The 14,955-nt window shown below is 64.2% G+C and carries 11 protein-coding genes; 4 read left to right on the top strand and 7 right to left on the bottom strand.

Annotated elements, in window-relative coordinates:
* Positions 1-50: 50 nt before the first annotated feature.
* Positions 51-1,829, bottom strand: coding sequence for an aspartate--tRNA ligase (aspS, locus tag FIU85_RS15845; protein WP_152497574.1), 1,779 nt, complete (start codon positions 1,827-1,829; stop codon positions 51-53).
* Positions 1,830-2,095: 266 nt separating this feature from the next.
* On the opposite strand from aspS, the gene FIU85_RS15840 reads away from it, so the two are divergent.
* Positions 2,096-3,328: a cyclopropane-fatty-acyl-phospholipid synthase family protein gene (locus tag FIU85_RS15840; RefSeq protein ID WP_152497573.1), complete on the top strand. Its 1,233-nt coding sequence runs from the start codon at positions 2,096-2,098 to the stop codon at positions 3,326-3,328.
* A gap of 4 nt (positions 3,329-3,332) precedes the next feature.
* Here FIU85_RS15840 and FIU85_RS15835 read toward each other — a convergent pair whose 3' ends face one another.
* Both FIU85_RS15835 and FIU85_RS15830 read right to left on the bottom strand, forming a co-directional pair.
* Positions 3,333-3,971 (bottom strand): aminotransferase class IV family protein, encoded by a 639-nt coding sequence (locus tag FIU85_RS15835; protein ID WP_152497572.1) that lies wholly within the window; start codon positions 3,969-3,971, stop codon positions 3,333-3,335.
* Positions 3,926-5,050 carry an aminodeoxychorismate synthase component I gene (locus FIU85_RS15830; protein WP_152497571.1) on the bottom strand — a complete coding sequence of 375 codons (1,125 nt, stop codon included), beginning with the start codon at positions 5,048-5,050 and terminating at the stop codon, positions 3,926-3,928. Before FIU85_RS15830 ends, FIU85_RS15835 begins: the two co-directional genes overlap by 46 nt.
* A 152-nt stretch (positions 5,051-5,202) precedes the next feature.
* Between FIU85_RS15830 and carB the strand changes: the two genes are divergently transcribed.
* From carB to FIU85_RS22535, 3 genes are all read left to right on the top strand, one after another.
* Positions 5,203-8,499, top strand: a complete 3,297-nt coding sequence (gene carB, locus FIU85_RS15825) for a carbamoyl-phosphate synthase large subunit (protein WP_152497570.1) — start codon at positions 5,203-5,205, stop codon at positions 8,497-8,499.
* A 220-nt stretch (positions 8,500-8,719) separates the two neighbouring features.
* Complete coding sequence (locus FIU85_RS22540) at positions 8,720-8,842, top strand: hypothetical protein (RefSeq protein ID WP_261391617.1); 123 nt, start codon at positions 8,720-8,722, stop codon at positions 8,840-8,842.
* Positions 8,843-8,949: 107 nt separating this feature from the next.
* Positions 8,950-9,072, top strand: coding sequence for a hypothetical protein (locus tag FIU85_RS22535; protein WP_302848757.1), 123 nt, complete (start codon positions 8,950-8,952; stop codon positions 9,070-9,072).
* A 77-nt stretch (positions 9,073-9,149) separates the two neighbouring features.
* Here the strand turns inward: FIU85_RS22535 and FIU85_RS15820 are convergent, their stop codons facing one another.
* The 4 genes from FIU85_RS15820 to FIU85_RS15805 all read right to left on the bottom strand — a co-directional run bounded on the left by FIU85_RS15820 (position 9,150) and on the right by FIU85_RS15805 (position 14,868).
* Entirely contained in the window at positions 9,150-10,850 is a 1,701-nt protein-coding gene (locus tag FIU85_RS15820) for an ABC transporter ATP-binding protein (protein ID WP_057795038.1), read from the bottom strand.
* A gap of 5 nt (positions 10,851-10,855) precedes the next feature.
* Positions 10,856-12,091 (bottom strand): ABC transporter permease, encoded by a 1,236-nt coding sequence (locus FIU85_RS15815; protein ID WP_152493519.1) that lies wholly within the window; start codon positions 12,089-12,091, stop codon positions 10,856-10,858.
* Between the two features lie 9 nt (positions 12,092-12,100).
* Positions 12,101-13,057 carry an ABC transporter permease gene (locus FIU85_RS15810; protein ID WP_152497569.1) on the bottom strand — a complete coding sequence of 319 codons (957 nt, stop codon included), beginning with the start codon at positions 13,055-13,057 and terminating at the stop codon, positions 12,101-12,103.
* A gap of 197 nt (positions 13,058-13,254) precedes the next feature.
* Positions 13,255-14,868 (bottom strand): ABC transporter substrate-binding protein, encoded by a 1,614-nt coding sequence (locus FIU85_RS15805; RefSeq protein ID WP_152493521.1) that lies wholly within the window; start codon positions 14,866-14,868, stop codon positions 13,255-13,257.
* Between the last annotated feature and the right edge of the window lie 87 nt (positions 14,869-14,955).

The raw sequence follows: 14,955 nt of genomic DNA, 5'->3' as shown, positions 1-14,955 counted from the left end.
CGGGACCTCTCCCATCCCGTAGGGTGGGTGAAAACCCACGCGCCCCGACCTCACTCCTCGCGCGGCAAAACCCGCAAGCTCAATTCCATCAACTGATCACTCGCCGGCTCGCTCGGCGCGTTCATCATCAGGTCCTCGGCGCGCTGGTTCATCGGGAACATGATGACCTCGCGGATATTCTGTTCATCCGCCAGCAGCATCACGATCCGGTCGATCCCCGCGGCACAGCCCCCGTGCGGCGGCGCGCCGTACTGGAACGCCCCCACCATGCCGCCGAACCGCTTGCGCACTTCCGCCTCGTCATAGCCCGCCAGTTCGAACGCCTTGATCATCGTCTCCAGCTTGTGGTTCCGGATCGCCCCCGACACCAGCTCATAGCCGTTGCAGCTCAGGTCGTACTGATACCCCAGCACCTTCAGCGGGTCGCCCTCCAGCGCCTCGATCCCGCCCTGCGGCATCGAGAACGGGTTGTGCGAAAAGTCGATCTCGCCCGATTCCTCGTCCGCCTCGTACATCGGGAAATCCACGATCCAGGCAAAGGCAAAGCGGTTCTCGTCCGTCAGCCCCAGCTCCTCGCCGATCGTCACCCGCGCCTTGCCCGCCACCCGCTCGAACGCGGCCGGCTTGCCGCCAAGGAAGAACGCCGCATCGCCCACGCCCAGCCCAAGCTGCTCGCGAATGGCCTCGGTGCGCTCCGGCCCGATATTCTTGGCCAGCGGCCCGGCGGCTTCCATCCCGTCGCCCTGGTCCCGCCAGAAGATATACCCCATCCCCGGCAGCCCCTCTTTCTGCGCGAACGCATTCATCCGGTCGCAGAATTTCCGGCTGCCCCCTGTAGGTGCCGGAATGGCGCGAATTTCCGTGCCGTCCTGCTCCAGCAGCTTGGCGAAGATGGCAAAGCCCGAGCCGCGGAAATGCTCACTCACATCCTGCATCTTTATCGGGTTGCGCAGGTCCGGCTTGTCGGTGCCATACCACAGCGCCGCGTCACGGTAAGAGATCTGCTCCCACTCCTGATCCACCGCCTTGCCGCCGCCGAACTCCTCGAACAGACCCTTGATCACAGGCTGGATCGTGTCGAACACGTCCTGCTGCTCGACGAAGGACATCTCCATGTCCAGCTGGTAGAAATCCGTGGGCGAGCGGTCGGCGCGCGGGTCCTCGTCGCGAAAGCACGGCGCGATCTGGAAATACTTGTCGAACCCGCTGACCATGATCAGCTGCTTGAACTGCTGCGGCGCCTGCGGCAGCGCATAGAACTTGCCCGGATGCAGGCGCGAGGGCACCAGAAAGTCGCGCGCGCCCTCGGGGCTCGATGCCGTGATGATCGGCGTCTGGTACTCGCGAAAGCCAATGTCCCACATCCGCTTGCGGATGCTGGCCACCACGTCCGAGCGCAGCTTCATGTTCTCCTGCATCGCCTCGCGCCGCAGGTCCAGATAACGATAGCGCAGCCGCGTCTCCTCGGGATATTCCTGGTCCCCGAACACGATCAGCGGCAGTTCCTTGGCACTGCCCAGCACCTCGACATCCCGAATGAACACCTCGATCTCGCCGGTGGGGATCTTGGGGTTCACCAGGCTCTCGTCGCGCGCCTTCACCTCGCCGTCGATGCGGATGCACCACTCGCTGCGCAGTTTCTCGACCTCGGAAAACACCTTGCTGTCGGGATCGCACAGCACCTGCGTCATGCCGTAATGGTCGCGCAAATCGATGAACAGAACCCCGCCATGGTCGCGGATCCGGTGCACCCAGCCCGACAGGCGAACGGTGTCCCCGACATTCGATTTCGTCAGCTCGGCGCAGGTATGGCTGCGATATGCGTGCATGAGGTCCTCTCCGGGCGGTTGAAACTGCCCATTTCGCGTGCAATTCGGTTCGCGCCGATACACCTTGGCAGGGCGGCAAAGTCAAGTCCTGCAGGGCTATTTCCCGCCCGAGCGGAACCGGGCCGCATCTTAAAACATTTACAGAAAGTTAATTTTGCGCAAAGATTCCGGCTATCGGGCGGAAAACATGCGGGAAAACCGCAACACTGGCAGGTTTCACACCAATAGATGCGCCTCTGCGGGCGCAAGAAGAAATGGGGTGCGCCATGTGGACCAAGATGCTCGATGTGTTCGTCACACATCTTTTTCGCAAAGGCGATTTCAGCCTGACCTATCCCGACGGCACGACGCGGCGCTACGGTGACGGCGGCACGCCGTCGGTGGCAATGACCCTGCACGACCCCGCCCTGCCCCGCCGCATCATCCTGTCACCCGAACTGGCGGTGGGCGAAGGCTACATGGACGGCACGCTCACCCTCGAAAACGATGACCTGCGCGGCTTTCTCAGCCTCGCGGTCGACAACATCGCCCGGCAAGGCAGCCCGTGGTTCCACCGCCCGCTCGACCTGATGCGCCACGCCAGCCGCTGGTTGAAACAGTTCAACCCGGCCAAGCGGTCAAAGGCCAACGTGGCCCACCACTACGATCTCTCGGGAGAGCTTTACGACCTCTTCCTCGACAAGGACCGGCAATATTCCTGCGCCTATTTCGCCCGCCCCGACATGACGCTGGAAGAGGCGCAGGAAGCCAAGAAACACCACATCGCCCGCAAGCTCCTGCTCAAGCCCGGAATGCGCGTGCTCGATATCGGCTGCGGCTGGGGCGGCATGGCGCTGACGCTGGCGCGCGATTACGGCGCGCATGTGGTCGGGGTCACACTCTCCGAGGAACAGCACGCCCTGGCCACGCGCCGCGCCGCCGAGGCGGGACTGTCCGGCAAGGTGCAGTTCCACCTGATGGATTACCGCGCCGTCACCGGCACCTTCGACCGCATCGTGTCGGTCGGCATGTTCGAACATGTGGGCGTGCCGCATTACCGCGAATATTTCCGCACCGTACACGACCTGCTGTCCGAGGACGGCGTCGCCCTCATCCACACCATCGGCCACACCGACCCGCCCGGCACGACCAACCCGTGGATCCTGAAATACATCTTCCCCGGCGGCTATTGCCCCGCCCTGTCGGAGGCGACCCGCGCGATCGAGGTCAACCAGCTGCATTCCTGCGATATCGAGGTCTGGCGCCTGCACTACGCCGAAACCCTGCGCCACTGGTACGACCGTTTCATGGCCAACATAGACCGCGCCCGCGACCTTTACGACGAGCGGTTCTGCCGGATGTGGCGCTACTACCTCATCGCCTGCGAAGCGACGTTCCGCTACAACAGCCAGGTCGTGTTCCAGTTCCAGTTGTCGCGCCGGCAGGACGCCGTGCCGCTCACCCGCGACTACCTCTACAGCGACGCCGCCGCCGCAGAGTTGCGTCACGCAGCCGAGTAATGCGTCAGACCAATCGCGCCGGGATCAACCCGCGCAACGCGTTGCCCACGTAAAGCGCCCGCGCCCCGGCCAGGTCGGCCGGCGTCAGCACCGCCTCGCGCGCCCGGCCCTCCGCGATCAGGCTCGCGCGCAGCACACCAGGCAGCACGCCGCAGCTCAGCGATGGCGTCTCCAACCCGTCGCCCCGGTCGACAAAGATATTGGTGATCGTCCCCTCGCAGACCGCGCCATCGGAATTGAGAAAGATCACCTCCTCCACGCCCTCGGGCAACTCCGCCCGCGTCCGGTCGTACAAGTCCCGCTCGGTGCTCTTGACCGTCAGCCACGGATCGGTGGCGATCAGCCGCGCCTCGGACACCGCCAACCGCCACGCCCGCCCCTCCGGCTCGGGCGTGAACTCGTGCAAGGCAACCTCAACCTGCCCGCCCGCATCCACCGTCAGGCGCAACCGCCGCGGCGCGCTCGCCTCGATCCCCTCAAGCGCCGCGTCCAGCCCGTCGATCCCGATCCCCAGCCGCGCCGCGCTCGTGCGCAGCCGCTCTAGGTGTAAATCGACCAGCCGCAAGCCGTCTTCGGGCGTCCACAGCCCGGTCTCGATCAGGCGAAATCCGCGATCAGCCGGCGGGCAAAGCGGGCTTTCCATAGGGCTTCCTCGTATTCCGACGCGGCGGTGCTGTCATAGACCACGCCGCCGCCCACGTTCAGCGTCGCACGTCCCTCTTCCACAAGCAAACTGCGGATCGCCACGTTGAATTCCGAACGCCCGTCCGGCGCGGCCCAGCCGATGGTGCCACAATAGACATCCCGCGCGCCATCCTCCAGCCCCGCCAGGATCTGCATCGCCCGCATCTTGGGCGCCCCGGTGATCGACCCACACGGGAAAAGCGCCCGGAACACGCCAGACAGCGCCGTCCCTTCCAACATCCGCCCCCGGATCAGCGAGGTCATCTGATGCACGGTGGCAAGGCTTTCCACGGTGAACAACTCCGGCACCTCGATACTGCCGATCTCGCAGATCCGGCCCAGATCGTTGCGCAACAGATCCACGATCATCAGGTTCTCGGCGCGGTTCTTTTCATCCTCCATCAGGAACCGGCAGCGCCGCGCATCCTCGTCCGCATCGTCACTGCGCGGCTGCGTGCCCTTCATGGGTTTGGTCTCGATGCCCCCCGCCCCATCGGTGCGGAAAAACAGCTCGGGCGAGCGTGACAGGATCGCGGGCAACCCCTCGGCCTCGATCATCGCCCCGAACCGCACCGGCTGCACCGCGTTCAGCGCAGCATATATCTCGCCCGGCGTCCCAACCGCCTCCATCATGCAGGCGAATGTCAGGTTCGCTTGATAAAAGTCGCCCGCGCAGATATGCGCATGGACCGCCTCGAACGCCTGCTTGTATCGCGCCTCCGACCAAAGCGGCACGAAATGGTCCAGCCTCCCGGCAGGCTCCGGCAACTCCGCCGCCGGCCCAAACCCCTCGTACACGCCGAACTGCACCAGCGGCACCCGCCGCCGCGCGGGCATCAGCGGCGCCAGCGTCGGCTCCAGCGCATAGCCCAGCTCGTAGCTCGCGAATCCCGCCAGCCACAGGCCCGCCGCCCGCGCCGCGTCCATCGCCTCCAGCGCAGCAGGCACGTCCGCCGCCTCCCGCGCCGAGATCACCTCGACCGGGCGCTCGAATGCGCATTCGCTCCCCTCGGGGCCATGATCAAACCGGATTCGCACGCAGCTTCCCTTCGCTTTGGCTGGATATCTATGCAATCACGGCCCCGAGTGCACTGCGAAATACGTCGCATCGCGTGCAAAGACCGATGCCCCTTGCGCTGTCCCGCGTAATGAATATAAGGCCAACAATTTGCGCCGCACCGGGGGATCACATGCCGAAAAGAACCGATATCAAGTCCATCATGATCATCGGTGCCGGCCCCATCATCATCGGGCAGGCCTGCGAGTTCGACTACTCCGGCGCCCAGGCCTGCAAGGCCCTTCGCGAGGAAGGCTACCGCGTCATCCTCGTCAACTCCAACCCCGCCACGATCATGACCGATCCGGGCCTCGCCGACGCCACCTATATCGAACCCATCACCCCCGAAGTCGTGGCCAAGATCATCGAAAAGGAACGCCCCGACGCGCTTCTGCCCACGATGGGCGGCCAGACCGGCCTCAACACCGCACTCGCCGTGGCAGATATGGGCGTGCTGGAAAAATTCGGCGTCGAGCTGATCGGTGCCAACCGCGAAGCCATCGAGATGGCCGAGGACCGCAAATTGTTCCGCGAGGCGATGGATCGTCTGGGCATCGAAAACCCCAAGGCCACCATCGCCGAAACCATGGAAGAATGCATGGCCGCCCTCGAACATGTCGGCCTTCCGGCGATCATCCGCCCCGCCTACACCCTTGGCGGCACCGGCGGCGGTGTCGCTTACAATCGCGCCGATTACGAGCATTACTGCAAATCCGGCCTCGACGCCTCGCCGGTCAGCCAGATCCTGATCGACGAGTCGCTGCTGGGCTGGAAGGAATACGAGATGGAGGTCGTCCGCGACCGCGCCGACAACGCCATCATCGTCTGCTCCATCGAAAACGTCGATCCGATGGGCGTGCATACCGGCGATTCCATCACCGTCGCCCCGGCGCTCACGCTCACGGACAAGGAATACCAGATCATGCGCAACGGCAGTATTGCCGTCCTGCGCGAGATCGGGGTCGAAACCGGCGGCTCGAACGTGCAATGGGCCATCAACCCCGAGGACGGCCGCATGGTCGTGATCGAGATGAACCCCCGCGTCTCCCGCTCCTCGGCGCTGGCGTCCAAGGCCACCGGCTTCCCGATTGCGAAAATTGCCGCCAAGCTGGCCGTCGGCTACACCCTCGACGAGCTCGACAACGACATCACCAAAGTGACTCCCGCCAGCTTCGAGCCGACCATCGACTATGTCGTCACCAAGATCCCGAAATTCGCCTTCGAGAAATTCCCCGGCTCGCAGCCCTACCTGACCACCGCGATGAAATCCGTGGGCGAGGCGATGGCCATCGGCCGCACCATCCACGAATCGCTGCAAAAGGCGCTGGCCTCGATGGAATCCGGCCTGACGGGCTTTGACGAGATCGAGATCGACGGCGCCCCCGAAAAAACCGCCGTCATCAAGGCGATCAGCCAGCAGACCCCGGACCGGATGCGCACCATCGCCCAGGCGATGCGCCACGGCCTCACGGATGACGAGATCTTCGCCGCCACCAAGTTCGACCCGTGGTTCCTCGCCCGCATACGCGAAATCGTCGAGGCCGAGGATGCCGTGCGGCAGAACGGCCTGCCCACCGACGAAAAAGGCCTCCGCCGCCTCAAGATGATGGGCTTCACCGACGCCCGCCTCGCCAAGCTCACCGGCTTTACCGAGGCCGACGTGCGCCGCGCCCGCCACGCGCAAGGCGTCGTCGCCGTGTTCAAGCGCATCGACACCTGCGCCGCCGAATTCGAGGCCCAGACGCCCTATATGTACTCCACCTACGAGGCCCCGATGATGGGCGAGGTGGAATGCGAAGCCCGCCCCTCCGACCGCAAGAAGGTCGTTATCCTCGGCGGCGGCCCCAACCGCATCGGCCAGGGGATCGAGTTCGACTATTGCTGCTGTCACGCCTGTTTCGCGCTGACCGACGCGGGCTACGAGACCATCATGGTCAACTGCAACCCCGAGACCGTCTCGACCGACTACGACACATCCGACCGGCTTTACTTCGAGCCGCTCACGTTCGAGCATGTCATGGAAATCCTGCGCGTCGAGCAGGAGAACGGCACGCTGCACGGTGTGATCGTCCAGTTCGGCGGTCAGACGCCGCTGAAACTCGCCAACGACCTCGAGGCGGAGGGCATCCCGATCCTCGGCACCACGCCCGACGCCATCGACCTTGCCGAAGACCGCGAGCGGTTCCAGGCGCTCGTGAATCAGCTGAACCTCAAGCAGCCCAAGAACGGTATCGCGCATTCCGACGCCGAGGCGCTGGCCATCGCCGAGGAAATCGGCTTCCCGCTGGTCATCCGCCCTTCCTACGTGCTGGGCGGCCGCGCCATGGAAATCGTCCGCGACATGGGCCAGCTCGAACGCTACATCAACGAGGCCGTGATCGTCTCGGGCGACAGCCCCGTTCTGCTCGACGGCTACCTCTCCGGCGCCATCGAATGCGACGTCGACGCGCTGTCGGACGGCACCGATGTCCACGTCGCCGGCATCCTGCAACATATCGAAGAGGCCGGCGTTCACTCCGGCGACAGCGCCTGCTGCCTGCCGCCCCACACCCTGCCCCAGCATATCATCGACGAGATCGACCGCCAGACCCGCGCGTTGGCCAAGGCGCTGAACGTCGTCGGCCTGATGAACGTGCAATTCGCCGTCAAAGGCGACGATATCTACCTGATCGAGGTGAACCCCCGCGCCAGCCGCACCGTGCCCTTCGTCGCCAAGGCTACCGACTCGGCCATCGCGTCCATCGCCGCGCGCCTCATGGCCGGCGAGCCGCTTTCGGCCTTCCCCCATCGCGGCGCGTACCCGTCGGACACCAAGCCCGGCACCCTGCCCATGGCAGACCAGATGACGCTCGCCGACCCCGCGATGCCCTGGTTCTCGGTCAAGGAGGCCGTGATGCCTTTCGCCCGCTTCCCCGGCGTTGACACGATCCTGGGGCCGGAAATGCGCTCGACGGGCGAGGTCATGGGCTGGGACGTCTCCTTCCCCCGCGCCTTCCTCAAGGCCCAGATGGGCGCGGGCGTCGAGTTCCCCGAAGGTGGCAAGGTCTTCTTCTCGATCAAGGACGACGACAAGACGCCCCAACTGGTGGAAACCGCGCAGATCCTCGTCGATCTGGGTTTCGCCATCGTCGCCACCCGCGGCACCGCGGCCTTCCTCGAAGGCCACGACATCGCCTGCGAGGTCGTCAACAAGGTCTACGAGGGCCGCCCCGACATCGTGGACATGCTCAAGGACGGGCAGATCAGCCTCGTGATGAACACAACCGAGGGCATCCAGGCGGTCGAGGACAGCCGGGAGATCCGCTCGGTTGCGCTCTACGACAAGATCCCCTATTACACGACCGCCGCCGCCGCCCATGCCGCCGCACTGGCCATGAAGGCCCGGCAAGAGGGCGACCTTGTGGTATTGCCGCTACAGGGCGTCGCCTGACCGTAAATGCCTCGCGCGGGGCCACCCCGCGCAAGGTTCTGAAAATAATGGAATTTTTCAGAATCTCCGCAGCCATGCTCTGCGGCCAGAGCGGCTATGCACAATTTTCATAGAATTCGAAACGAATAAGGATTGCGCCGTCATAATTTTTGACTAGGTGGATGGTACGAGCGCACTGACGCGCTCGCTAGGAAACGACCGCCAGCCAAAGGAGGCCATCATGACCCGCGATGAATTGAACCGGGAACTTCGTATGCACAGTGCCACCTGGCAGTCGGTGGTCTTGGTCTACGGTATCCTCGTCGGTACGCTGATTTTCTCGGCCTCGGCCATTATCAGCTAACCCTCAAACGGCGCCTCGCGCCACAGCCCAAAACCAAACCTCCCCCTTTAGGCGTTGAACGTGAGAGACGTTTAGCGCCATTGGCGTCTCTGAAAAGGATACCCGCCATGAACCGTGACCAACTGATCCGCGAATTGCAGGCCCACAGCGCAACGTGGCAGGCCGTCGTGATCGTCTATGCCCTGATCGTCGGCGCGATGGTCCTGTCGGGTATGGCCATCACCGGCTAACGCACCATACGAATTCATCAAAGGAAAACGGCGCCCTGTTTCCGGGCGCCGTTTTTTGTTAGTTCCGACCGCCAGGCTCAGACCTGCGTTCCCTCGACCTTGTCGTCGTCCGGGTCGATCTTGGCCGAGGCCGCGTCGCCGATATTATCGACGCCCCGTTCCTCCAGCAGCGTGGTCAGCCAGTTCGGATCCATCTCCGGCACCGAGCTCAGCAGCAGGTCTGTATAGGGGTGGTGCGGCGGCGTGAACATGTCGTCCTTCGGCCCCTGCTCCACCACCTGCCCGTTCTGCATCACCACCACTTCGTCGGCGATCGACCGCACCGTCGCCAGGTCGTGCGTGATGAACATGTATGCCAGGTTCAGCTCATTCTGCAGCCGGTCCAGCAGCCGCAGGATGCCTTCCGCCACCAGCTGGTCCAGCGCCGAGGTCACCTCGTCACAGACGATGAAACTGGGTTCCGCCGCCAGCGCCCGGGCAATCCCGATCCGCTGTTTCTGCCCGCCCGACAATTCCGGCGGATACCGGTTGTAGTATTTCGACGGCTCCAGTTCGATCAGGTCCAACAATTCATCGACACGAGTCTTCAACGCCGTGCCCTTCAGCCCGGAATAGAACTGCGCCGGACGCCCGATGATCTCCGAAATCTGCACCTTGGGATTCAGCGCCGTATCTGCCATCTGATAGATCATCTGGCATTGCCGCAGCTGGTCCTTCGAGCGGTCCTTGTAACTCGCCGGGAACGGCTCGCCCTTGAACAGCACCTCGCCCTTCGACGGCGGCAACAGCCCGGTGATCACCCGCGCGGTCGTCGACTTGCCCGACCCGGATTCGCCCACCACGGCCACCGTCATCCCTTGGTAGATGTCGAACGACACGTCATCGAGGATCTTCGGCCCGTTGGAATAGGACGCATCCACGTTCTTGACCGAGATCAGCGGCGGCGTGCCATCCGTCGGGCGATGCTTCTGCTCGCTGGTAAAGCTGCGCACGGCCCAGAGCGACTTGGTGTAGTCCTCCTGCGGGTTTTCCAGCATCTGGTCGGTCGGCGCCTCCTCGACCTCTTCACCGCGCAACAGCACCTTGATCGTGTCGGCCATCTGCGCCACCACCGCCAAGTCGTGGGTGATGTAGATTGCCGCGGTGTTGAACTGGTCCACGATGTCGCGAATGGCCGCCAGCACCTCGATCTGCGTGGTCACGTCCAGCGCCGTCGTCGGCTCGTCAAAGATGATCAGGTCGGGCCGGCACGACATGGCCATCGCCGTCATCGCCCGCTGCAACTGACCGCCCGACACCTGGTGCGGATACCGGAAACCGATCTCGCCCGGATTGGGCAGGCGCAACCGCTCATAAAGCTCGATCGCGTCCTCCTGCGCCTCCAGCCGCTTCTTGATGCGGTACTGCACGGGGGCTTCGGTGTGCTGGTCGATCAGCTTGTGCGCCGGGTTGAACGACGCCGCCGCCGACTGCGCCACGTACGCGATGCGCGAGCCGCGCAGCGCGCGCTTTTCGGCCTCCGACGACGTGGTCAGCTCGATCCCGTCGAACTCGATCGAAGAGCCCTCGACGATCCGCGTGCCGTCGCGGGCATAGCCCATGGCGGCGGCGCCGATGGTCGACTTGCCCGCGCCGGATTCCCCGATCAGGCCCATCACCTCGCCGCGATGCAGGGTCAGGTCGACACCCTTGATGATGTCGACCCAGGTTTCGTCCGAGTAGCCCTGGATCTTCAGGTCCCGGATTTTCAGAAGGACATCTGTTTTTTTCAAGCCCATGTCTATTACTCCTTCAAGCCCGAGGACCGGTGCAGCATCCAGTCCACCACGAAGTTGACCGCCACGGTCAAAAGCGCGATGGCCGCGGCCGGAATGAGCGGCGTGATCTCACCGAACGAAATCAGCGTCGCGTTCTCCCGCACCATCGACCCCCAGTCCGCCGTGGGCGGCTGGATGCCGAGACCGAGGAAGCTGAGGCCCGCGATCAGCAGGAACACGAAGCAGAATTCCAGCCCGAACTCCGCCACCAGGGGTGCTGTCGAGTTCGGCAGGATCTCGCGCCGGATCAGGTACCAGTTCTTTTCACCGCGCAGCTTGGCGGCCTCGATATAGTCCATCACCACCACGTTGCCCGCGACCGCCCGTGTCAGGCGGAACACGCGGGGGCTGTAGATCACCGCGACCACCAGGATCAGGATGATCTCCGACGCGTTGAAGATCGTCGTGCCGGCCAGCGCAAAGGCAAAGGCCACCCCGGCGACGATCGCCGCCCCGATCAGCCAGCTGACAAGCGAATATGCCGCCGCCGCCAGGAACAGCAGCCCCACGATGACCGCAAAGCCGAACAGCAGCCAGGAACTGGTCTGCGGCGAGGCCAGCGAGCCGCCGAAGATCGACAGCATCAGCAGCGCGAAGATCAGCGACGGGATCGACATGATCACGTCTGCCATCCGGCCCATGAACCCGTCGAAGTATCCGCCCTTGGTCGCCGCCAGCAGGCCCGCCATGGCGCCCAGGATGAACGCCAGGACCGTGCCGCACAGCGCCAGCGCCACGGTGTTCCGCGCGCCATAGATGATCCGGCTGAACATGTCCCGGCCCAGCTGGTCCGCGCCCAGCAGCATGTTGTTGTCCGGCGGCGCAAAGGCCTGGCTGACGATCTCGGCCTCGCCATAGGGCGCGATGGCCGGGGCGAAGATGCCCATGATCGCCACGACGAAGATCACGAACATCCCGAAGGCCGCGGTCAGCGGCGCGGTGCGCAGCTCCTTGGCCATCTCGTCGCTCGCCAGCGCCGTCAGGAACTCGCGGAACGCGTAGGACATCATGCCCGCCGCCAGCAGCATCCCCGCGGCAATCGCCACGAAGCGCAGCGCCGGAATGCCGCCGATGATCGCCAGCACCAGCGACACCAGCGTCAGCGAGAACAGCAGCAGGAACGCCGATCGTTGGTTGTAATAGGCCGCCCCGCACGACAGCAGAAGCAGCAGGGCGAAGTAGAGGATTACAAATATCATGATCCGCCCTCCTTATTTCGGGTGCCGCAGGCGCGGGTTGGTCAGAATGGCCCCCACGTCGGCTGCAAGGTTGAGAAGGATGAAGGTCGCCGCGAAGATCAGGCAGCAGGCCTGCACCACCGGGAAGTCGCGCTTGGACACCGCGTCCACCAGCGCCTGTCCGATGCCCGGATAGACGAACACCACCTCCACCAGCACCACGCCGGTAATGAGGTAGGCCAGGTTCAGCGCGACCACGTTGATGATCGGCGCCCAGGCATTGGGCAGCGCGTGTTTCACGATCACCTTCCACGGCGGCGCGCCCTTCAGCCGGGCCATCTCGATATAGGGGCTGGCCAGCAGGTTGATGATCGCCGCGCGGGTCATCCGCATCATGTGCGCCATGACCACCAGCACCAGCGTCAGCGCCGGCAGGAAGGTCCGCTCCAGAAGCCCGAAGAAGGTCATCCCTTCGCTCAGGCTCGCGATGGCCGGGAACATGCCCCATTTCACCGCGAAATACAGGATCAGGATATAGCCCAGGAAGAATTCCGGCGACGAGATGAACGACAATGAGACCACGTTCGCCACCCGGTCGAAGATCGAGTTACGCAACAGCGCCACGATCACGCCGAGGATGATCGACACCGGCACCGCGATCACGGCCGCGTAGGCGGCCAGGAACAGCGTGTTCATGAACCGCTCGCCGATGATCTCGGTCACCCGCGCGTCGGTCACGATGGAACTGCCGAAATCAAGTGTGACGGCGTCGCTCAGCCACGCGAAATATCGCACCAGCGCGGGCTGGTCGAGGCCCATTTCACGGCGCAGGGCCGCAAGGTTCTCCGGGGTCGCCGACTGTCCCAGCACCGCCTGCGCGATGTCCCCGGGAAGAAGTTCGACCATGAAGAAGATGATGACGGAGATCACCAAAAGGATGATCAACCCGAGACCCAGACGCTTGCCGACAAGCGTTAAGATGTCTCCCATATGTCCCTCCTGCTGTTGGGCGTCCGCCTTGCCCATCCCGGGCCGCATCCGCACAGCTTATATTGTTATGACGTTGTGACGTGCCCCGGGCGCTTTTGCTGCGCTCTCTTGGCCGTCCCGTCGGCCCGGACGGGGCGATGATCCGCCCCCTCCAAATGGTTGCCCCGGCGCCTTGGCACCGGGGCAGAACCTCTTGCTTATGCGTCTGCGAACCACCACCGGCTGCAGGCGCGCGCGCCGTCCATCTGCCAGCTTGGCGCCAGGTCGGGCCCGTGCTGCACGTTCTTGCGCCGCGCGTATACGAAGTTCGGGAAGAACGGGATGACCGTCCCGCCATCGTCCTTGGCCAGGATCGCCATCTCGCGGTACATTTCCGCGCGCTTTTCATCGTCCAGCTCGGCCTTGGCCTGCAGCAGCAGTTCGTTGAACCGCTCGTTCTGCCACCGGCTCTCGTTCCAGGCCGCGTCATCCTTGTAGGCCAGCGAATACATCACGTCCGGCGTCGGACGCGCGCCCCACTGCACCGCGCACCACGGCTTTTTCAGCCACACGTCGGAATAGTACCCGTCATTGGGCTCGCGGTTGACGTTGATCGTGATGCCCGCCGCCTTGGCGTGCTCGGCGTAAAGGACGCACATGTCCACCGCCCCGGAAAAGACCGAATCGGCCACGCTCAGGTTCACCGTCAGCCCCTCGGCGCCGGCTTTCTTCAGCAGCGATTTCGCCTGGTCGGGATCGTATTCGCGCTGCTCGATGCCTTCGGGATAGTAGGGCATCGCAGGCGAATGGTGGAAATCGTTCGCCTTGGTGGCCGCGCCGAAGGTGATCTTCTCGATCAGCTCGTCCCGGTTCATCGACAGCTTCAGCGCGTTGCGCACATCCACGTTGTCGAAGGGCGCGGTGTCGCACAGCATCGGCATGGTGATGGCCGCCGCGGACGGCACGTCGTCGATCTCGATGTTGGGGTCGCGCTGCAACAGCGCCAGCGTCTTCAGCTCCAGCTGCGTCACCGCGTCCACGTCGCCCGTCACCAGCGCCGTCTGGCGCGCGTTCGGGTCGTTCAGGACGATCAGCTGCAGGTCGTCGAAATACGCGCCTTCCAGGTGCCAGCCCTCGTGGCGGGTCAGGCTGTAGCGCACGCCGAACTCGGCTTCTTCCATCTTGTAGGGGCCACAGCCGTCACCCGACTGCCAGTTTGCCGTGCCGTCCTCGTTGGCCGGAACGATTGCCAGGTGATAGTCCGTCATCAGCCACGGCAGGTCGGCGTTGCCGGTGCCCAGCACGAAGGTCACCGAGTTGTCGCCGTTGTCCGTGATGTCCTGCACGTCCGACAACAGCGCTTTCGCGGCCGATGTCGTGTCGTCGCCCCGGTGGTGGTTCATCGACGCGATGACGTCCTTCGCGGTCACCTTCGGGCCGCTGTGGAACGTCGCGTTCTCGTTGATCTTGAAGGTCCATTCCTTGGCGTCCGGGCTCGCGCTCCACTCGCTGGCCACGTCCGGCCCGAGAGAGCCATCGGGCTCGATCAGCGTCAGGTAGGACCGATAGGTATGCGCCACCTGGATCATCGAGAAGGTGACGTAGGTGCCGGGATCATGCGAATCCGACGTGTTGCCGTCGTGCATCCCCAGGCGGAACGTCCCGCCCTTGGCGGGCTGCGCCTTCGCGGCCCCGGTCCACAAGCCGGTCGCGGCCGTGGTCGTCAGGCCCGCCGCGGCGGCGTAATGCATGAACGACCGGCGCGAGATCTTGCCTTCGCGGGCCGCGGCTGCCAGTCGATCCAGCAGCATTTGATCTTTGATATCAGTCATGATGTCTCCCTATGACTAGTCTGTTCCCAGGCCATCTTTCGCGGCCCTTCAAAGCAGCTTTGCGTCGTTTCCCCTGAACGGGCGGCT

It is taken from the genome of Roseovarius sp. THAF8, assembly GCF_009363735.1.
Taxonomy (GTDB): domain Bacteria; phylum Pseudomonadota; class Alphaproteobacteria; order Rhodobacterales; family Rhodobacteraceae; genus Roseovarius.
The sequence above is the reverse complement of the archived record's forward strand: the minus strand, read 5'-3'. Positions and strand labels throughout refer to the sequence as shown.